General features: G+C 68.4%; 17 protein-coding genes and 1 tRNA gene. 11 read left to right on the plus strand and 7 right to left on the minus strand.

Translation table 11 applies throughout. The features are described 5' to 3' along the window. The first annotated feature begins 245 nt into the window (after window positions 1–245). From ACYQ1K_RS26435 to mobF, 11 genes are all read left to right on the plus strand, one after another. Entirely contained in the window at window positions 246–1,607 is a 1,362-nt protein-coding gene (locus ACYQ1K_RS26435; protein ID WP_459986574.1) for a phospholipase D-like domain-containing protein, read from the plus strand. A gap of 34 nt (window positions 1,608–1,641) precedes the next feature. Then, entirely contained in the window at window positions 1,642–2,976 is a 1,335-nt protein-coding gene (locus ACYQ1K_RS26440) for a phospholipase D-like domain-containing protein (RefSeq protein ID WP_459986575.1), read from the plus strand. A gap of 43 nt (window positions 2,977–3,019) precedes the next feature. Beyond that, window positions 3,020–4,288: a glutamate-5-semialdehyde dehydrogenase gene (locus ACYQ1K_RS26445; protein WP_459986576.1), complete on the plus strand. Its 1,269-nt coding sequence runs from the start codon at window positions 3,020–3,022 to the stop codon at window positions 4,286–4,288. A gap of 54 nt (window positions 4,289–4,342) precedes the next feature. Then, complete coding sequence (locus tag ACYQ1K_RS26450; protein ID WP_459986577.1) at window positions 4,343–4,492, plus strand: hypothetical protein; 150 nt, start codon at window positions 4,343–4,345, stop codon at window positions 4,490–4,492. Between the two features lie 15 nt (window positions 4,493–4,507). Then, window positions 4,508–5,134 carry a nicotinate-nucleotide adenylyltransferase gene (nadD, locus tag ACYQ1K_RS26455; protein WP_459986578.1) on the plus strand — a complete coding sequence of 209 codons (627 nt, stop codon included), beginning with the start codon at window positions 4,508–4,510 and terminating at the stop codon, window positions 5,132–5,134. A gap of 25 nt (window positions 5,135–5,159) precedes the next feature. Beyond that, window positions 5,160–5,537 carry a ribosome silencing factor gene (gene rsfS / locus ACYQ1K_RS26460; RefSeq protein ID WP_459986580.1) on the plus strand — a complete coding sequence of 126 codons (378 nt, stop codon included), beginning with the start codon at window positions 5,160–5,162 and terminating at the stop codon, window positions 5,535–5,537. Continuing rightward, window positions 5,534–6,148 carry a histidine phosphatase family protein gene (locus ACYQ1K_RS26465; RefSeq protein ID WP_459986582.1) on the plus strand — a complete coding sequence of 205 codons (615 nt, stop codon included), beginning with the start codon at window positions 5,534–5,536 and terminating at the stop codon, window positions 6,146–6,148. The genes rsfS and ACYQ1K_RS26465 overlap by 4 nt, the downstream gene beginning before the upstream one ends. Before the next feature lie 65 nt (window positions 6,149–6,213). Continuing rightward, window positions 6,214–6,286, plus strand: a tRNA-Ala gene (locus tag ACYQ1K_RS26470). A 161-nt stretch (window positions 6,287–6,447) separates the two neighbouring features. Further along, window positions 6,448–6,771 carry a helix-turn-helix transcriptional regulator gene (locus tag ACYQ1K_RS26475; protein WP_459986584.1) on the plus strand — a complete coding sequence of 108 codons (324 nt, stop codon included), beginning with the start codon at window positions 6,448–6,450 and terminating at the stop codon, window positions 6,769–6,771. Then, window positions 6,768–8,054: a site-specific integrase gene (locus tag ACYQ1K_RS26480; protein ID WP_459986585.1), complete on the plus strand. Its 1,287-nt coding sequence runs from the start codon at window positions 6,768–6,770 to the stop codon at window positions 8,052–8,054. The genes ACYQ1K_RS26475 and ACYQ1K_RS26480 overlap by 4 nt, the downstream gene beginning before the upstream one ends. Before the next feature lie 986 nt (window positions 8,055–9,040). Next, entirely contained in the window at window positions 9,041–12,583 is a 3,543-nt protein-coding gene (gene mobF / locus ACYQ1K_RS26485) for a MobF family relaxase (protein WP_459986587.1), read from the plus strand. A 709-nt stretch (window positions 12,584–13,292) separates the two neighbouring features. On the opposite strand, the gene tkt is transcribed toward mobF, so the two are convergent. From tkt to ACYQ1K_RS26520, 7 genes are all read right to left on the minus strand, one after another. Then, complete coding sequence (gene tkt / locus ACYQ1K_RS26490) at window positions 13,293–15,365, minus strand: transketolase (RefSeq protein ID WP_459986589.1); 2,073 nt, start codon at window positions 15,363–15,365, stop codon at window positions 13,293–13,295. After that, the gene (pgi, locus tag ACYQ1K_RS26495; RefSeq protein ID WP_459986591.1) at window positions 15,362–16,987 is read right to left on the minus strand and encodes a glucose-6-phosphate isomerase; all 1,626 of its coding nucleotides are present in this window, start codon (window positions 16,985–16,987) and stop codon (window positions 15,362–15,364) included. The genes tkt and pgi overlap by 4 nt, the downstream gene beginning before the upstream one ends. Next, window positions 16,984–18,114: a transaldolase gene (gene tal / locus ACYQ1K_RS26500; protein ID WP_459986592.1), complete on the minus strand. Its 1,131-nt coding sequence runs from the start codon at window positions 18,112–18,114 to the stop codon at window positions 16,984–16,986. Before tal ends, pgi begins: the two co-directional genes overlap by 4 nt. Then, window positions 18,107–19,138, minus strand: coding sequence for a class II fructose-bisphosphatase (glpX, locus tag ACYQ1K_RS26505; RefSeq protein WP_459986594.1), 1,032 nt, complete (start codon window positions 19,136–19,138; stop codon window positions 18,107–18,109). The genes tal and glpX overlap by 8 nt, the downstream gene beginning before the upstream one ends. Before the next feature lie 235 nt (window positions 19,139–19,373). Then, the gene (locus tag ACYQ1K_RS26510; RefSeq protein WP_459986596.1) at window positions 19,374–19,577 is read right to left on the minus strand and encodes a hypothetical protein; all 204 of its coding nucleotides are present in this window, start codon (window positions 19,575–19,577) and stop codon (window positions 19,374–19,376) included. A 113-nt stretch (window positions 19,578–19,690) separates the two neighbouring features. After that, on the minus strand, window positions 19,691–19,996 hold the full coding sequence (locus tag ACYQ1K_RS26515; protein WP_459986598.1) for a hypothetical protein: 306 nt from the start codon (window positions 19,994–19,996) through the stop codon (window positions 19,691–19,693). A 5-nt stretch (window positions 19,997–20,001) separates the two neighbouring features. Beyond that, a complete protein-coding gene (locus tag ACYQ1K_RS26520) occupies window positions 20,002–20,259 on the minus strand; it encodes a hypothetical protein (RefSeq protein ID WP_459986599.1) in 258 nt (85 codons plus the stop codon). Between the last annotated feature and the right edge of the window lie 87 nt (window positions 20,260–20,346).

The raw sequence follows: 20,346 nt of genomic DNA on the forward strand, positions 1-20,346 counted from the left end.
GGCTGAGACGCCGGCCCCGTCGTGGGCGGAACCCTCACGAGCCCCAGGCCGATCGCCGGCCTGGGGCTCGGTCCGTCTGAGCCTGCCCGCCTATGAGGTGTTCTTTGCTTTGACGGGCTGGGGGGTCTCGTGTGACTGTTGGTGCCTGACTCGGGACTCGGCGAGCCGCCGACCACCGTCCTGCAGGCAGAATGCTGGAGCTGTGCCCGGGGTGCGGGCGTGACGGAAGATGGGGTGCAGCAGCCGTGAGACGTTCGCCGATCGCGATCGCCGGAGGAGTCCTCCTCGCGGTGCTGATGGCCGTGGTGCCGCAAGCCGTGGAGGTCTCGGGAAGCAGCCCGGCCGCGCGGGCCTCGGCCGCCGTCGACGCATGCGCCCCCCAGGGCGGCAAGCTGCCGGCGAACTGCGTCGCGTGGCTCCCCGGCTGGCGTCCGCAGCTCGGGCCGGTCTTCAACGATCCGCTCGGCAAGTCCGCCCAGCAGAAGGCGATCGTCACTCGCATCATCCAGGCCATCAACCACACGCCGCGGGGAGGGGTCATCCGCATCGCGGTGTACTCCTTCGACCGCGCTGACATCATCGGCGCCCTGCGCCGGGCGCGTGGCCGTGGCGTCGCCGTGCAGGTGATCGTCAACAAGGCCGTGATGTCAGGCGCCGTGGCGGGCCTGCAGAAGCGGCTGGGCCACAACCCCAACAAGCGCAACTTCGTCGTCGCCTGCAGTGGCCGCTGCCGCCAGAAGGGCGACGGCGGCAACATGCACGCCAAGGTCTACACGTTCAGCCGCACGGGTGGCGCTCAATACCTGGTCATCACCGGGTCCGGCAACCTCACCTCCAAGGGCGTCTACCGCCAGTGGAACGACAGCTACGCGATCGCCAACGACAAGCGGCTCTACGACACGTGGGGCTCCATGTTCAGCCAGATGGCGCACCAACGCCGCACGACGGCACGCCGACTGAGCTATACGACCACCACCAAGGGCTACAACTACACCTTCCAGCGCTCGCTCGCGGCTCAGGGCAACCAGGTCGCGACGTCGCAGGTGAGCACGGCCCGCTACCGTGCCACCGCCGACCCGGCGTGGCGGCGCATCCAGCAGATCTCGTGCAACGCCCCCGCGGGCTATGGCATCAACGGCCACTCCGTCATCCGGATCGCGATGTACGGCATGTTCAAGACCCGCGGCGAGGCGCTCGCCAAGGCCTTGGTGCGCAAGAAGAAGCAGGGCTGCGACATCAAGATCATCATGAGCGTGCCCGGCGGCACGACGTACAAGATGATGCAGAAGGCGGGCATCCCGCTGCGCAGCGCCGACTGGGAGTTCGCGCACCGCGTGGCGGCCGAGGAGGACGGCATCTCGGGGTGGGGCCCGCGGTTCTACGCCCACCTCAAGTTCATGGCCGTCAACGGCAGGGTCGGCGGTAGGCCGACGCGCAGCGTGTGGACCGGTTCGGAGAACTGGGACAACCTCTCCTTCGCCAACGAGGAGGTCGTCCTCACCATCAACGACAACTCGGTCTACCGCGCCTACGTCGACCAGTGGAACTCCTTGTGGAACGGCCGAGGAACCCATCGGATGGGCATCCAGCCGCTGAAGGCGCCGTAGGCCGCGAATCGATCACCTCGACACGAGACAGGGCATGGACATGGGGGGCAGGGTGCGGCGCTTCGTCGTCGCTGGAGTGATGGCGCTGTCGGGGACACTCGCGGCGTCGACGGTCGGGGTCGTGGGGACCTCAGTGGGGACGCCGGTGGCTGCGGCGCAAGCGGCGACGCCCTCGCCGTTGCTGGCGCCGCTGCCTGGCTGGCGCCCGACGCTGCGGCCGATCTTCAACGAACCGGGACGCCGAGGGTCGCGGGCGATCGTCAACCGGATCCTGCAGGCGATCCGGCATACGCCCCGGGGTGAGACGATCCGGATGGCGACGTACTCCTTCGACCGCTCGGAGGTGGCGGCCGCCCTGCGTGCGGCGCGCCGGCGTGGGGTCCGCGTGCAGATCATCATCAACAAGCACACGGCGTCCAAGCTGGTCTACTCGCTGCAGCGGACGCTCGGCCGCAACCCGCACCGTGCCAACTTCGTCGTCGTCTGCCCGGGCCGCTGCCGCAAGCCCGGCGACGGGGGCAACCAGCACATCAAGATGTACAGCTTCACGCGCACCGGCGGCACGCGTGACCTGATCATCGGCAGCTCCGGCAACCTGACGTCGAAGGCGGTCAACCGCCAGTGGAACGACTCCTGGGCGATCGCCTACGACCCGAAGATCTTCGACGCCTGGCTCGGCTTCTTCAACCAGATGAAGATCCAGCGACAGGTGGGCTCGCGCGTCGTCTACGCGTCACAGCCGTCGGTGCAGAGCCCCTACAGCATGTGGCTTCAGCGCACCTCGGGCGCCGCAGCCCCAGCCCCGGTCGCGCGGGCTGCTGCCCAGGATCCGGTCGTGCGGCGCCTGAACGCCGTGGGCTGCCGCACCCAGGCCGGCTATGGCAACCGGCAGGGGCACACGGTCGTGCGTGTGATGGAGTACGCCCTCTTCGGGGCCCGGGGGAACCAGATCGCCAACGCCGTCGCGCGCACGAAGCGCTCCGGATGCGACGTGCGCGTCATCGGGAGCGTCTTCAGTCCTCAGGCGATCGGGATCATGCGGCGCGCCGGGGTCCCGATCCGGATGGGGGACTGGGAGTTCGCGATTCGCAACCCTGCGGAGGAGGACGGCCTCAAGGGGTGGGGTCCGCGGTTCTACGCCCACTTCAAGGCGATGTTGGTCAGCGGCTCCTACAACAAGCGGCCGACGATGTCGGTGTGGACGGGCTCGGAGAACTGGAGCGGCATCTCGTTCGCCAACGAGGAGGTCGTCGTCCAGTTCACCGACCCCTCCTACTACCGGGCCTACTTCACGCAATTCAACAAGCTCTGGAGCGGCCGGGCGACGCACCGCGCCGGCATCCAGCCGACGTACGGTCCACGCCCCTGACACGACCGTCGGCTCCGGGCCGGCAGGACCTACGCTTGACCTCATGAGCGACACCACGCCTGGCGACGCCGAGTCCCATGTCCGCGCCGTTGCGCTGCGAGCGCGCGAGGCGAGCTATGACCTCGCGCTCGCGACGCGGGCGGAGAAGGATGCTGCCCTCGTCGCGATGTCGGACGCGCTGCTCGCGCGCTCGGCGGAGGTCCTCGAGGGCAACGGCGAGGACGTCGCCCGCGCCGAGGAGGCCGGCACGCCCGCCAACATCGTGGACCGGCTGCGGCTCACCGACGAGCGGCTCGCCGGCATGGCGCAGGGGCTGCGGGACGTCGCCTCACTGCCGGACCCCGTCGGTGAGGTCGTGCGAGGCTCGACACTCGCCAACGGGCTGGAGCTGCGGCAGGTGCGGGTCCCTTTCGGCGTGGTCGGCATGATCTACGAGGCGCGACCCAACGTCACCGCGGACGCCGCCGGCCTCTGCCTGAAGTCGGGCAACGCGGCGCTGCTGCGGGGCTCCTCGAGCGCACGGTCGTCGAATGCCGCGATCGGCGGGGTGCTCCGTGACGCCGTCGCCTCGGCGGGGTTGCCGGCCGACGCCGTCCAGCTGGTGCCTGGCGAGAGCCACGACTCCGTCAGGGCCCTGATGCGCGCCCGCGGCCTGGTCGACGTCCTCATCCCACGCGGCGGGGCCGGTCTCATCCGAAGCGTCGTCGAGGAGTCGACCGTGCCGGTCATCGAGACCGGCGTCGGCAACGTCCACGTCTACGTCGACGCAGCGGCCGATCTCGACAAGGCGCTCGCGATCGTGCTCAACGCCAAGACGTCGCGCACGAGCGTCTGCAACAGCGCGGAGTCGCTGCTCGTGCACGCGGCGGTGGCCGACGAGTTCCTGCCCCGGGTGGTGAAGGCGCTGCAGGCGGAGTCCGTCACGGTCCACGGCGACGACGCCTTCGGTGCCTACGACGGCGTGCTCGAGGCGACGGATGAGGACTGGGCGACGGAGTATCTCTCCCTCAACATCGCCGCGGCCGTCGTTCCCGACCTCGAGGCCGCGATCGCCCACATCCGCCGGTGGTCGAGCGGCCACACCGAGGCGATCGTGACCGAGAGCCTCGCCGCGGCGCGCCGGTTCACCGCCGCCGTCGATGCGGCAGCGGTGATGGTGAACGCATCGACGCGGTTCACCGACGGCGGTGAGTTCGGCTTCGGTGCCGAGATCGGCATCAGCACGCAGAAGCTGCATGCACGCGGCCCGATGGGTCTGCCCGAGCTGACCTCGACGAAGTTCGTCGTCACCGGCGACGGCCACATCCGCTGAGCAGCGGCCAGCCCACACGCGGGACGATGCGCGCCCCCCGGTAGGGTGTGCGCCATGGTCAACACCCTGGTGCTGCGCGCCGCCGAGGCCGGCGGCCACTCCGAGAAGATCAACCACTGGGTCGTCGGTGCGGTGGCGATCGTCATCCTGCTCGCCCTCCTGGGCATTCTGCTCGCCTTCGCCGGCGGCCGCGAGCACTCCTGAGCAACCGCGCGACGGATGGCTGAGCACCCGGGCCGACGCCGCGTCGGCGTGATGGGCGGCACCTTCGACCCGATCCACCACGGCCACCTCGTCGCAGCCTCGGAGGTGCAGGGTGTCTTCGACCTCGACGAGGTCATCTTCGTGCCGACCGGGGCGCCCTGGCAGAAGTCCCATCGTGACGTCTCGCCCGCCGAGCACCGCTACCTGATGACGGTGATCGCCACGGCGGCCAACCCGCGCTTCACGGTCAGTCGGGTCGACATCGAGCGCGGGGGAGCGACCTACACGGTCGACACGCTGCGCGACATCAAGGCGGCCCACCCCGACGACGAGCTGTTCTTCATCACCGGTGCCGACGCGCTGACCGAGATCTTCACGTGGCGTGACGCCGGTCAGCTCTTCGAGATGGCGCAGTTCATCGGGGTCACGCGGCCCGGCTACACCATGGACACGGCGGTGTTCGACCAGATCCCGGCCGACCGGGTCACGACGCTGGAGATCCCCGCGCTGGCGATCTCCTCCACCGACTGTCGTGAACGGCACCGCCGCGGGGAACCGATCTGGTATCTCGTCCCTGACGGGGTCGTCCAGTACATCGGCAAGCACGCGCTCTATCCGAACCAGCCGGAAGTCACTCCATGAAGGTTTGCCCCGAGAAGGTCGCACCGTGACCGCCACCGACCACGCGCTCGAGCTCGTCACCGCCGCCGCACGAGCGGCGTCCGACAAGCTGGCCCAGCAGATCATCGCCTTCGACGTGAGCGAGCAGCTGGCGATCACCGACGCCTTCCTGCTGGCGTCGGCCTCCAACGACCGCCAGGTGCGCGCCATCGTCGACGAGGTCGAGGAGAAGCTGCGCCAGCTCGGCGCGAAGCCGATCCGCCGCGAGGGGGAGCGGGACGGGCGGTGGGTGCTCATCGACTACGGCGACATCGTCGTGCACGTCCAGCACGAGGAGGAGCGGCAGTTCTACGCGCTCGAGCGGCTGTGGCGCGACTGCCCCACCATCGCCCTGCCCGCCGACGTCGTCTCGCACGAGCGGTGAAGCGGCTGGTCCTCGTCCGGCACGGCCAGACGGAGTGGAACCGGATCGGCCGGGTGCAGGGCACCACGGACGTCGCGCTCGACGACACCGGGCACGCTCAGGCCCGCGCGGTCGCACCGAGCCTGGCGGCGTACCGCCCCGCGGCGCTGTGGTGCAGTGACCTCTCGCGAGCGGCCACGACGGCGTCGTACGTCGGGGAGGCGTGCGGTCTGACGCCGCTGCCCGACGCCCGCCTGCGCGAGTGGGGGTTCGGCGAGCGCGAAGGCCTCACCCACGCCGAGTTCGAGGCGGCCGACCCGCAGGCGTACGCCGCCTTCCGGATCGGGCGCTACGACGAGGTGCCTGACGCCGAGCGCGCTGCTGACGTGCGGAGCCGGTTCGTCGAGGCACTGCGCGAGCTGTTGGACGCCACCGACGACGGTGCCTGTTCGATCGCCGTGGCACACGGCGCCGCGATCAAGCTCGGCGTCGGAGCCCTGCTGGGCTGGTCGGACCGGCAGGCCGTCGACTCGCTGTGGGGCATGCACAACTGCGGCTGGGCCGAGCTCACCTTCACCGCCGGGTTGCCTGCGCGACTGGTGGCCTACAACCGTGTGACCCCGATTTCGTGATCATCTCGGCCGTCCGCTAATGTTCTCGTCGTTGCCCGGGGCTGATCAAACCGGGACAACACCACGGGGCTGTGGCGCAGCTGGTAGCGCATCTGCATGGCATGCAGAGGGTCAGGGGTTCGAGTCCCCTCAGCTCCACCCAAAAGACCAGGTCAGGGCCATGTTCTGAATCCTCATAAGAGGAGAAAGACATGGCCTGTCGGCATTTATTCGGCACTTATACGGTGGCGCGCGCTCGCGCGAGGAGTCGGCTCTGCGCTCTTCGGAGTGCCTCGGCTCGCTTCGCACACCTTGCCCACATGGAGCAGATCAACCGACCTTCTGACGAGCCTGAGACAATCCGCATCTCAGCCGGCACGTCGACCCACACGCCGAGCGGCAGCACCTCGACCGGTGCCGTCGTGGTGCACGGTGCCTTCGAGCCCGCTCTCTCGCTGAAGGAGCTCGCGGCTGAGCTTCAGGTGACCTGCCAGACGCTGTACGACCTGCGCAGCCAGGGGCGTGGACCGGCCGGGTTCCGGATCGGCCGGCATCTTCGGTTCCGGCGCTCCGAGATTCAGGCGTGGCTGGAGCGGCTCGAGCAAGCAGACCTCGAGCGACACCCACGAGACGGTGCGCGATGAGCGGCCGGCCCCGCACCGCGATCGGGACCTTCGGGTCGATCAACATCAGCCGTCGCGGGCGACGCTACGTCGCAGAGACCCGCTACCGCGACATCGACGGCCGGCTCCGCAAGGTGCAGGCCACGCACTCCTCGCGGCACGCTGCGTCGGCGCTGCTCAAGGAGCGCTTGAAGGTCCGGCCGGGGTACGGCTCGGACGGCCTCTTGAGACTCTCGAGTCCGTTCAGTGACCTGGAGGAGCTGTGGCTCGCCGACCTAGAGCTTCGGGAGATCTCCGAAAGCACGAAGGAGAACTACCGCGACGACCTGCGCATGCACGTGCGCCCGTTCTTCGAGCACTACACCCTCGGTGAGATCACCACCGGGCGAGTCGAGGTCTTCATCAAGGGGCAGGCCGCGATCTCCTACTCCCGGGCCAAGCACACCCGCACCCTGCTCAACCTGCTGTTCGGGTTCGCCCTGCGTCACGACGCGATCGGCCGTAACCCGGTGGAGGGGACCTCGCCGCTGCGCAAGCCCAAGGGCACGCCGCAGGCGATGACCCTGGAGCAGGTCATGAAGATCCGTGCTGCCGCTGCCGAATGGCGCACCGGCCCTGAGGTCATGGGCCCCAAACCGGACAACAAGGTGCGCGACATCATCGAGGTCCTGCTCGGCACCTCGATGCGGCCCGGCGAGGTCCTCGGCCTGCGCCCAGTCGACATCGAGCACCGCCCACGCGCCGACGGAACCCGCGGCATGGTCGTCCACGTCCGAGGCACGGTGGTCTACCAGACCGGGAAGGGCTGGTTCCGGCAGGAATGGCCCAAGACCGATGCCTCGGTCCGGACCCTCCCCGTGCCTCGCTTCGCGGCGGCCGTCATTCGCGCGCGACTCAAGACGATGACGCCCGACCAATCCGAGAGGACGATCTTCCACAACCGCACCGGCGGACCGCTCAGCCAAAACAATGTCCGACGCACGTTCCGCGAGTTCCTGGCTCTGGCCGAGTTGCAGGACTCCGGCATCACCCCACGGTGGTATCGCCGAACCGGCGCCACGGTGCTCGCGCGTGGCCTCGGCGTCGACGCCGCCGCCACGCACCTCGGCCACACCTCCACCGTCGTCACCGAGGGCCATTACATCGAGCCCGATCGCACGATCGAGTTCGCGGCGGCCGACGTCCTCGAACGGACGCTGCGAGAGGTCGATCCGGACGGGACGCTGCTGGCTCGGCCCGACACCGCAGACGTGCAGGCACTCCTCGACGTCGTCGATGCGGACGAGGACGACCATGTGGCCTGACTTTGGCAGTGGCGCCGTTGCGGCGCGTTCAATGTCGAGGGTCACCGGGGTGGTCGACTTGGGGCCGGCGGCCGAGGGACGTCAGCATCCGCGATCTCTCGACGAGCCGTAGGCACCTAGTGGGCAGTTCACGGTCCCGGCTAGTCGCCGGGACCGCACCGTTCCGGGGAGTTCCCGGGACCGGTCAGCGGCACTTCTCCGATGCTGCGGGGCCCTCAGCACCGCTCACCCTCACGGCGCCGGGGCGCTCGGCACGGCGGTATCCGCCCGTGGGCACGGTGCCGGGGACTCCCCGGCACCGTAGCGACCCGGTTGTGCGGGGCCCGCACCGCCGCTCAGCTTCACGGCGGCCGTACGGCATTCGGCACCGCTCACCGTCAGGAACCCTGAAATCGGGGCACTGATCGACGCGGCGGTCGCGGCCATGATCAAGGCGCGGGACATCGGCACATCCATAAGGTGCGCCTCAATTATCAGTACGTCAAGAAGGAGATTTGCGGTGTCGTCGACACCCGTGGACAACCGTGGACACCCGGCGACAACGCCGACCAACCCGGTGTGAAGGCAGATGTCGAGGGGTCGATCGGGCGCGGGCAGTGCTGGCACAGGGCGCTCGTGGTGAGCGCCCGCCCGGCGCGTTGATCGGGGGTTCGGTTCGCGCGCGACGGCGCGGACGGCGGCGTCGCGCCCCGCCCGGCCCAGATGGCTCCCTCGCAACCCGGCCGCACTCGCTGTCTCCCACCCCGTGCCCGGCCACCTCCCGGCACCCCACTGCCGCCCCACCGCTGGCTCTACCTCGTCCGCTTCACCGGCGTCGCTCTTGCGCCCCCGCCTTCTTCGTCTCTTCACACGCTGTGCAGATCGAGGGGGACCATGGCGTGTTCTTGTCAACTTAAAGTGGACGGCCCTTGCCGGAGCGCACGAGCGAACGGTCGACGCCTGTGGAGAAGGTGGCGCACCTACACGTCTGTGGAGGTGATGCGTCCGTGACGGTGTCGTTGCGTCGGATGTCGGCCGGGAGCGGCTATCGGTATCTGCTGCGCAGTGTCGCGGCGGGGGACGGCAACCGGGCGCTGTCGACACCGTTGACGCGCTACTACGCCGAGGTCGGGACCCCGCCGGGGCGGTGGGCGGGGTCGGGTGTCCAAGCTCTCGGCGGCGGCGCGCTGCAGCCGGGGATGCCGGTCACCGAGGAGCAGCTGGCGTTGTTGATCGGGATGGGGCGCGACCCGGTCACGGGGGAGCAGCTGGGTCGCGCCTACCCGGAGTACACCTCGCTCAGGGCCCGGATCAAGGAACGCGTCGACGGCCTCGACGCGGAGATGACGGCCGAGGACTGTGCGGCCGAGACCGCTCGGATCGAGGCCGAGGAGACCGCCCGCGGTCCCCGGCACGCGGTGGCGGGCTACGACTTGACCTTCAGTGTGCCGAAGTCGGTCTCGGTGCTGTGGGGCGTCGCGGACGCGGCGACGCAGGAGCGGATCGTCGCCGCCCACCATGCCGCGGTGGCCGACGTGCTGGACTTCCTCGAGCGCGAGGTCGCCGCCACCCGCGCCGGTGTGGCCGCCGGGGACGGGGCGGTCGCGCAGGTCGACGTCGCCGGGATCGCCGCGGTCGCCTACGACCACTACGACTCCCGCGCCGGCGATCCGCAGCTTCATACGCACGTGGTCGTGTCGAACAAGGTGCAGACGCTGCTGGACGGGCGCTGGCGCAGCCTGGACGGCCGCCCACTCCACGCTTCGCGGACCGCGCTGTCGGCGCACTACAACGCTCTGCTGGCCGACCGGCTCACCCGCGACCTCGGCATCGCCTGGGAGCAGCGTCAACGAGGCGCCGATCGGAATCCGCAGTGGGAGATCACCGGGGTGAGCGAGGAGCTGATCGGGGAGTTCTCCAGTCGCAGCCGCGAGATCGACGCCGAGAAGGACCGGCTCATCGACGCCTACCTCGCCGCGCATGGTCGGCGGCCTTCGGAGAAGAAGATCGTCGAGCTCCGCGCCCAAGCCACCCTCGCCACCCGGCCACCCAAACAGATCCGTTCGCTGGCCGACCTCACCGCCGAATGGAGGCAGCGCGCCCGCCAGAGGCTCGGCACCGACCCCACCCGCTGGGCGGCCACCGCGGTGGCCGACGCCGGCGCGGCACCCCTCCACGCCGGGGACGTCTCCCTGCGGTTCGTCGAGGCGGTCGGCGCGGCCGTGCTCGCGCAGGTCAGCGAGAAGCGGTCGGTCTGGACGCACTGGAACCTGATGGCGGAGGCCTCCCGCCAGACCATGGACCTCCGCTTCGCCACCCCAGTGGATCGGGAGGCGGTGATCGGCCTGATCGTCGATGCGGCCGAGCGCCGGTCGGTGGTGTTGACGCCGCCCGAGCTTGCGACCAGTCCGGCGGCGTTGCGGCGACCCGACGGGACCTCGGTATTCCGTCCGCGGCACGGGAGCAAGTTCTCCTCGACTGCGGTGATCGAGGCCGAGGCACGACTACTGGACCGCGCCGAAGACCGAACCGCCCCACGCCTCAGCGCGAGCCCGCTCGCGCGGATCGCTCATGGTGAGCCAGCCCGGGGTGGTCCGAGACTGAGCCGTGAACAGAGTGCTGCGCTGGAGAGCATCGCGACCTCGGGCCGTCAGGTCGATCTGCTGGTCGGTCCCGCGGGTGCTGGGAAGACGACCGCGATGCGGGGTCTTCGCGCCGCGTGGACCGGCGAGCACGGTCCGGGAAGCGTCGTCGGGCTCGCGCCGTCGGCGGCTGCGGCCCAGGCCCTGGCCGATGATCTCGGCATCGGTTGTGACAACACCGCCAAGTGGCTTCACGACCACAACCAGGGCCACGCCGTCTTCCGGGCCGGTCAACTTGTCATCGTCGATGAGGCCACTTTGGCCGGGACCACCACCCTCGACCGGATCACGGCGCTCGCCGCGGAGGCGGGAGCGAAGGTCCTCCTCGTCGGAGACGCCTATCAGCTGCAGTCGGTCGATGCCGGGGGAGCGTTCGCCCTGCTCGTCGACCGGCGCCCCGACGCCCCCGAGCTAATCGAGATCCACCGCTTCACCCACCCGTGGGAGAAGGACGCATCCCTCCGCCTCCGCCGCGGTGAGGTCGAGGTGATCTCGACCTACGCCCGCGAAGACCGGATCCGTGAAGGAAACACGGAGGAGATGCTGGATGCCGCCTACCAAGCCTGGCGCACCGACCAAGCCGCAGGGAACGAAAGCATTCTCGTCACCGAGTCCGCCCACGCCGTCCGCGCCCTCAACGAACGAGCACGGGCCGAGCGACTCCTGGTAGACGGCGCCGTTGACGGCCGTGAGGTGTTCCTCGCCGATGGTGTCCGTGCCACGGTCGGCGACCTTGTCATCACCCGCCGCAACGACCGAACCCTGCTGACCAACCGTGGGGGATGGGTCAAGAACGGCGACCGGTGGCGCATCACCGACATCCGCCAAGACGACTCAATCGTCGTCCAGCGACTCGAACCCCGCCGGAGGGGGAGCGCGGTCCTGGACCCCGGATATGTTCGCGACCATCTCGACCTGGGCTATGCCGTCACCGCCCACCGCGCCCAGGGCATCACCGTCGACACCGCCCACGTCGTGGTCATCGCGACGACGACCCGAGAGAACCTCTACGTGTCCATGACCCGGGGCCGGGAGTCCAACATCGCCTACGTCGCCCTCGACCACCCCGACGATGCCCACACCACCCCCGAACCCGACGACGTCACCGCCCGCACCGTGCTCTACGGCGTCCTCCACCACACCGGCGACGATCTGTCTGCGCACCAGACCATCGAGGCCGAGTACGACACCTACACCTCGATCGCACGGCAAGCCGCTGAGCTGGAGACCATCGCCGCCACCGCCCAGCACGACCGGTTCGTCGACCTCCTCCACCGCTCGGGACTCACTCCGGAGCAGCACCAGGCTGTCATCGGTTCACCCGCCTTCGGACCCCTCACCGCGGCGCTGCGCAGGGCCGAGGCCCACCATCACGACCTCGCACACCTCACCCGGCATGTCGTCGCCCAGCACGGTCTCGAGGACGCCGGCGACATCGCCGCAGTGCTGCGCTACCGCGTCGACAAGGCCGGTGCCGTCCCGCCCCGGCACGCTCGCGGCCAGAAGCCGAGACTCATCGCCGGCCTGATCCCTGAACCCCTCGGCCCGATGGAGGAAGAGGACTGCCGCGCCATCGCCGAACGCAAGCAGAACATCGAGCACCGCGCCCGCACCCTGACCGAACAAGCCATCCAGGCCAAAGCGCCATGGCTGCGACGGCTCGGCCCACCTCCGGCCGCCAGCGAGGCTCGCGAGCAGTGGCTAGCAGCCGCCGTCACGATCAGCGCCTACCGCGATCGGTACCACATCACCTCACCTTTGCCCGTCGGAGGCGGAGCCATCTCGGAGGCCCAACGCGCCGACAGGGGACACGCTCTCTTGGCCGTGCGCGAAGCCACCGCCATCGCCGCCACACGGTCCATCACCGTTACCACCGCACGTGAGGCTCCGACCGTCTCCGCTCCATAGCCCGCCTCGACCGACCTCGATCCACAGGCACCGGCCGATCCTTCGGGCAACCGGCCCAGTGCCGAGTACAGCTGGCGACCACACCAACGCATCCATAGGGGATCACATGCCGCTACTGTCACCGGTCATCTCCATCACGGCGTTCGATCACCGCTCCCTCCAGCTCTGCGCCCCCTCAAATCGACTCATCGCTCGAGTTCGCACGCCTCCGCCCAGGGTGGCGCACGGCCGGAGGCCTCCTCGCGCTCGCGCTGCTCCTCGCAGAAGCCGCAGGCCAGCCGCGGTGATAGCAGAGGATCGCGGGACTCGCCTCGTGGGACTCGATCAAGCTCGGCACCCTCAGCATCCACACCATGGTGCGCGCACTCATCCCGCGACGATGGGACGAGGGGCCGGCTCGACCTCTCGAGAGAACGCGGCGTCGGGCCGACGGTCCACGCCCGGCGATGGCTACGCAGCCAAGCGGCCTGCGTCCAATGAGCCTCCGTCCTGGCTCACGTAGCGCCGCCCTTGGAGGTCAGTGGCTCAGCTGCGCCGGACTGCCGATCTGCTCCGAATCGTGGCCATCACGTTGGACACCGTGTCGAAGGCGGCAAACAAGCCGGTGACGCCCCGTGCTCGCTGCCGTTTGTGACAAATGGAACAGTTGTCAGGCTGGGCGCGCCCGTTGCGACCGAGCGCGGATCGGGACGTCACCAAGGGTGTCTGGTCATTGCTCGAGTGCCAGGAGCTGATGGGCGGTCTGCACCAGGCGATTCGCGGTCAGCCCGAACTGCTCGTAGAGGACTTTGTACGGCGCGCTGGCGCCGAAGTGCTCAAGCGATACGCAGGCACCCACGCTGCCGACCCACTCGTGCCACGGCGCCGCGACACCGGCTTCGATCGAGACCCTCGCGGTCACCTCCGGTGGCAGGACGGCGTCACGATACTCAGCGGACTGCTCCCGGAACCACTCGATGCAGGGCATCGACACGACGCGGGTCGGGATGCCCTCGGCGTCGAGGCGCTCCTTGGCGCGCAACGCGATGTGCACCTCGGATCCCGTGGCGATCAGGATCATCCGCGGCGCCGAATCGGAGTCGGACAGGATGTAACCGCCACGTGCCGTGCCCTCTGCGCTGGCCAGGTCGGTTCGGCACAACGTGGGCACGTTCTGCCGAGTGAGGCATAGTCCGGCTGGTCGGTCGTTTCGTTCGAGGATCGTCCGCCAGGCAATGGCCGTCTCGTTGGCGTCCGCGGGACGTACGACGTCCAGGCCCGGGATCGCACGCAGCGAGGCCAAGTGTTCGATCGGTTGGTGGGTCGGGCCGTCCTCGCCGAGGCCGATCGAGTCGTGCGTCCAGATGTAGGTGACGGGCAGTTTCATCAGAGCAGCCAGTCGAACCGCCGGCCGCATGTAGTCGCTGAACACCAGGAAGGTGCCGCCGTATACGCGGAGTCCGCCGTGCAGAGCGATGCCGTTCATGGTCGCGCCCATGGCGTGCTCGCGGATGCCGAAGTGGAGCGTGCGTCCGTACGGGTCAGCTCCCGGGTAGGCGTTCCCACGGGGGAGGAACGACGTGGCTCCCTGCATCGTCGTGTTGTTGCTCCCGGCCAGGTCGGCGGAGCCTCCCCAGAGCTCGGGAAGCGTGTCGGCCAAGGCGGAGAGAACCGTGCCCGAGGCCTGGCGAGTGGCAAGCCCGTGAGGGCTGGGAGCGAACGTCGGGATGGCTGACTCCCAACCCTTGGGCAGCTGTCGCGCGAGCAGGCGGTCGTGAAGAGCATGACCGGCAGGATTGGTTGAAGCCCAGTCGTCGTAACGGGCGGTCCAGCTCTCCCGCAGCGCCCGACCCCGGCTCAGCGACAAGCGCGTGTGCTCGAGGATCTCCGGCGGTACGTCGAAGTTCTTGTCCGGGTCGAGCCCAAGAAGGGCCTTCGTCGCGGCGACCTCAGCGGCACCCAGTGCGGAGCCGTGCGCGGCGGCGGTGTTGCGGGCGTTGGGGGCGGGATACGCGATGACCGAGCGCATGCGGATAAGCGAAGGTCGATCCACTTCGTTCTGGGCAGCCACCAACGCGGCGTGCAGTGCGACGACGTCCTCAGCATCTTCGACATATTGCACATGCCAGCCGTAGGCGGCGTACCTGGCTTCGACATCCTCGCTGAACGCCGATGTGGTGTCGCCCTCGATGGAGATGCGGTTGTCGTCCCACACAAGCACGACGTTGCCCAGGCGCTGATGCCCGGCGAGGGACGACGCCTCGGCGCTGACGCCCTCTTGAAGGTCTCCGTCCGAAGCGACGATCCAGATGGTGTGGTCGAAGACGCTCTCGCCGGGACGGGCCTCTGGGTCGAGCAGGCCACGTGTGCGCCGCCCAGCCATTGCCATACCGATGCCGTTCGCAATGCCTTGGCCCAACGGCCCGGTTGTGGTCTCGACGCCGGGGGTGTGTCCGCGCTCGGGGTGCGCAGCGGTGGGCGAGCCCCACTGGCGGAGTCGCGCCAGGTCGTCGAGGGTGAGCCCGTACCCAGAGAGATACAGCTGCGTGTAGAGCGTCATGCTCGAGTGGCCGCATGACAGGATGAAGCGGTCCCGGCCAGTCCACTCGGGATCGGACGGGTCGTGACGCAGGAGCTTGGAGAACAAGACGTACGCGAGCGGCGCGAGGCTCATGGCGGTGCCCGGGTGTCCCGACCCGGCAGCCTCGACGGCATCCATCGCCAGGGCGCGCGACACGTCGACCGCGCCCTGGTCGAGAGGGCCCCACTCAAGGGCGGTCCGGGTGTCCATGGTGGCAGTCATGCGGTTCCTGAGGTCTGTGAAGCGGCTGCCCGGCGGTAACGCTGGATCAGTGCGTTGGTGGATGCGTCGTGGTGAAGGTCGGGGTCAGCGGTCGAGCTCAGCTCGCCTGCGATGTCGGTCGCGAGCTGCTTGCCGAGCTCAACGCCCCACTGGTCGAAGGAGTTGATACCCCAGATCACGCCCTGGACGAAGGTCTTGTGCTCGTAGAGCGCGATCAGCTGCCCCAGCACGTACGGCGTGAGGGCAGGTGCGATGAGGGTGTTGGTCGGCCGGTTGCCGGGGAAGATTCGATGAGATGCGAGATCGCGCGACGTGCGTCCGAACGCGAGCGCCTCGGTCTGGGCGAAGCAGTTCGCCATCAGCTGGGCGTGATGCTCGACGGAGCCCGAGCTCGGCCGGAGGAACCCGATGAAGTCGCAGGGCACGAGCCTGGTCCCCTGATGGATGAGCTGGAAGAAGGCGTGCTGCCCGTTGGTTCCGGGCTCTCCCCAGACGATGGGGGAGGTCTGTACCTCGACCACTCGGCCTTCGAGGTCGATGCGCTTGCCGTTGCTCTCCATTTCCAACTGCTGGAGGTACGCCGGGAAGCGGGCGAGGTGATGGCTGTACGGCAGGACGGCCTGGGTTTCGGCACCCAGCACGTTGTTGTTCCAGATCCCGATCATCGCCATCAGCACCGGCAGGTTCTCGTGGTACGGCGCCGTCCGAAAGTGCACGTCCATCGACCGGAAGCCGTCGAGCATCTGTTGGAAGTTCGTGGGTCCGATCGCGATCATCAGCGACAGCCCGACCGCGGAGCCGACCGAGTAGCGCCCGCCAACCCAGTCCCAGAACCCGAACATGTTGTTGCTGTCGATGCCGAAGGCCCGGACTTCCTCTTCGGCCGTGCTCACAGCGACGAAGTGCCGGTTGACTGCCTCTTCGCTACCGAGGGCGTCGACCAGGATCTGCCGGGCAGAACGGGCGTTGGTGAGCGTCTCGGAGGTGGTGAAGGTCTTGGAAACCACCACGTAGAGTGTCTCGGCCTGGTCAAGGCCGGCGACCGCTTCCTCGAGGTCGGCTCCATCCACGTTCGACACGAACTTCACCTGGAGACCCGGTTGCCGGAACGGCGTCAGTGCCTGATAGGCCATCGCGGGGCCGAGGTCGGAGCCCCCGATCCCGATGTTGACCACGGTCCGGATCCGCTTTCCCGTGTGGCCTCGCCAGGCGCCGGAGCGGACCTGCTCGGCGAAGGCGGCCAGGTGATCCAGCTCCGCACGGACGAGCGGTACGACGTCGGTGCCGTCGACGACGATGTGGTCGCTGGGCTGCGAACGGAGGGCTACATGGAGTACGGCTCGGTCTTCGGTGGAGTTGATGTGCTCGCCCGAGAACATCGCGTCCGTCGCCGGCCCGAGGCCCCGCTCCTCCGCGAGCGCGAGGAGCGCAAGGAGTACCTCCTCATCAATGCGATTCTTGGAGTAGTCCAGGACAAGGCCTTCGGACTCGGCGGTGAACCTCGCGGCACGGTCGGGATCCCCGACGAAGAGCGCCCGGAGCGACGACCCCGACAGGCGCTCCCGGTGCTTGTAGAGGAGGCGCCAACTAGGCAGCTCGTGCAGAGGCGAACAATCCCTCATGACGCCGGTCCATCGTCCTGGCGCTCGGAGTCGAGCTGGCACTGCAGCTGGGCGAGGAGGTCGTTCCAGGCATCCTCGAACTGGCGTACGCCGGCAGTCTCGAGGCCAGCGACCACGTCGTCGTAGTCGATGCCGGCTTCCGCAAGCTCCTCAAAGAGCCGGGTAGCGTCCTCGTAGGTGCCGGCAATGGTGTTGCCCGTGACGAGGCCGTGATCTGCGACGGCGTCGAGGGTCGCCTCGGGCATCGTGTTGACGGTCGCACTGGCGACCAGATCGACGACGTAGCGAGTGTCGTCGTACGTCGGGTTCTTGACGCCGGTGGACGCCCAGAGCGGTCGCTGCGGTCTGGCGCCGGCCTCTGCGAGGCGCTTCCAGCGATCGGAGCTGAGGACCTCCTCGAACGCCGCGTAGGCAAGTCGGGCATTGGCGATCGCAGCACGGCCAGCGAGGTCGGATCGCTCGAGCTTCTCGAGTCGGGCATCGATCTCGGTGTCGACTCGGGAGACGAAGAAGGATGCGACGGACATGATCTGGCTCAGGTCGTGGCCGTTGGCCTGCGCGCGCTCGAGTCCCTCGAGGAACGCCTCGGTGACCTCGCGGTAGCGGTCCAATGAGAAGATCAGGGTCACGTTCACGCTGATGCCCTGGGCGAGAGTGCTCGTGATCGCACTCAGTCCTGCGCGGGTTGCGGGGATCTTGATCAGCGCGTTCGGCCGGTCGACGAGCCACCACAGTGACTTCGCCTCGGCAACAGTGGCCTCCGCGTTGTGCGCGACCCTGGGGTCGACTTCGATCGAGACTCTGCCGTCGACCCCGTCGGTGCGGTCGTAGACCTCCCGCAGGACATCACAGGCCCAGCGCACATCGAAGGCGGTCAACGACCGAACGGCCTCGTCGACACTGGCGCCCATGAGTGAGAGCTCGTGGAGCTGGCTCTCGTAGGCCGCTCCGTGCGACAAGGACGTGTGGAAGATTGCGGGGTTCGTCGTGACCCCGACGACTGCGCCAGAGCGGACCAGATCCGCGAGGTTTCCGCTGGTGAGCCGTTCACGGGACAGGTCGTCGAGCCATATCGAGACCCCCGCCCTCGACAGCTGCTTCAACGGCACGGGTGTTGTGTCACTCATGACCTCTCCATTCCGGCTCCGGTGAGCTTGGTGTTCTTGTGACTGACTGCATGAAGTCCACCGTCTGGGTGCGCGAGTGCATCACCACGGAGTGAGTCGTGACGGCGGTCCCCTCCTGCGAGACGCCGCGGAGTAGGTCTCCGTCGGTCACTCCGGTGGCGACGAAGATGACGTCCCGCCCGCTCACCAGGTTCTCGGTGGTCAGGACGCGGGAGAGGTCATGTCCGGCATTGAGGGCGCGCCGGCGCTCGGCCGCGTCGCTGGGCCAGAGCCGTGCCTGGATCACTCCGCCGAGGCTGCGGAGGGCACAGGCGGCGAGGACTCCTTCGGGCGTCCCGCCGATTCCGAGCAGCATGTCGATGCCACTGCCGCAGCGAGCCGCGGCCATGGCCGCAGCCACATCACCGTCGGGGATGAGCGCCACGCGAGCACCGGACCGGCGGACGTCGCCGAGAAGGGCTTGGTGTCGTGGTCGGTCGAGCAGTGCGACCGTGACGTCCGAGAGAGCGCGTCCGGTAGCCCGCGCGACTCGTCGGATGTTCTCGCCGGCGGGCGCAGTGATGTCGACGACATCGGCTGCCTCCGGGCCCACGACTAGCTTTTCCATGTAGAACACCGCGGAGGGGTCGTACATGGAGCCCCGTTCGGCCACGGCAAGTACAGACAGCGCATTTCCCAGTCCGTTCGCCGTGAGACGCGTTCCGTCGACAGGGTCAACCGCGATGTCGCATGCCGGCGTATCGCCCCCGATCCCGACACGCTCGCCGTTGAACAGCATCGGTGCTTCGTCCTTCTCGCCCTCTCCAATAACCACCGCCCCAGAGAGAGCAACTGTCTGAAGTCGCTCGCGCATCGCAGCAACCGCGGCACCGTCAGCGGCGTTCTTGTCGCCTCGTCCCACCCAACCGCGAGCGGCAATGGCGGCGGCCTGCGTCACCCTGACCAAGTCGAGAGCAAGGGCCGGTTCGAGGGAGGTGAGACGGTCCGTGCGGTCCTCTGTCAGACCCGGAAAGGCTTGATTCATAGCGGTCTCCATCCACGCTCGCAGGCGAAGCCGCAATGTATCATGTATACATAGATTGCTCGCAACTGAGGAACTCTTGAAGCTGAGTGACGAGGCCAGCGGGATCGGGTTCTCCGGTGTTCTCATCGGGCCGCTGGTGCGCTCGTAAGTGCGGCGCCGAACCCCCAGCACTTTCTACTGTGAACCGGTGGGCGAGCTGGTTCAGATCTCTGCCAACGAGATCGAATGCTCATCCCTACGGCGTGTGAACGCGCTTGGAGCACAGGTGGGGGATCAGCCAGCCGCTGAGCACGCTCCACGCCAGGATCACGGCGGCGCGACCTTCGGGCGTCTGCACCGGAACGTGCCGGCGGGTGACCGAGCACAGGGTGGACTTCCCTCGTCGGTGTCGTGCGTAGTTCAGGCTGAGGGTCGCGATGAGAGCGCACCACGGGATCATGAGTCGACCGCCTCCGACTCGGTGTGCGCGTCGGCCACCCAGGAGCCGTTCGCGGCGTACGTGACGCCTCCGCCCCACGTGGGTGAGTCCCAATCAATCATCTGGATCACTCCTCAGCTCGGCGGCAACCAGCCGCGGGGGTAGGTCTCGGTTCGGGCGACGACGTGAACGCACTCGGGACACGGCGACGTGCTCCTGTCGGGGAACGATTGGTCCCAGAAGAGTTCCCAGCCGATTGCGGCGAGGCCACAGGCAGTGAGCCGGCTGCCGACCTGCCGGGCGTGCTGGACGCCGTAGGGAAGTCTGATGCCCTCCTTGGCGCTGACACGTTGCATGTAGGCATGCGCCGTCGAAACCAGCCACGTGGGGACTGGGGCGATTGTGCCGCTCTGAACCTCGGCATGCTCGTTGGATCGCATGGTGGCTACTCAGTCATCTGGGGGCTGGCTTCGTGCGATGACGAGAAGTCGCGGGCCGCGGCGCGCAACCTCTCCACCTCCGAGCGCAGCGCGTGGGCCGCTGCTCGGTGCTCGGTCACGGAGCGGGGGTGCTGGGACCAGTACGGCGTGGCCTGCGCGACCTGGATGGCCTCGTCCTCCTCGGCTGCGGCAAGCGCCAGCAGCTCGGTGCAGACGGCGGAGAAGATCTCGGGCCGGTTGACGAAGTCGGGGATTCGATTCATCGCTAGCTCCACGTCGTGTGTTGTGTAATGAATACTGTATACGTGGATGTCTGATCTGACAAGAGATGGTTCTCGCGAGCCGCCTTC

This window comes from Nocardioides sp. AN3 (assembly GCF_054653495.1).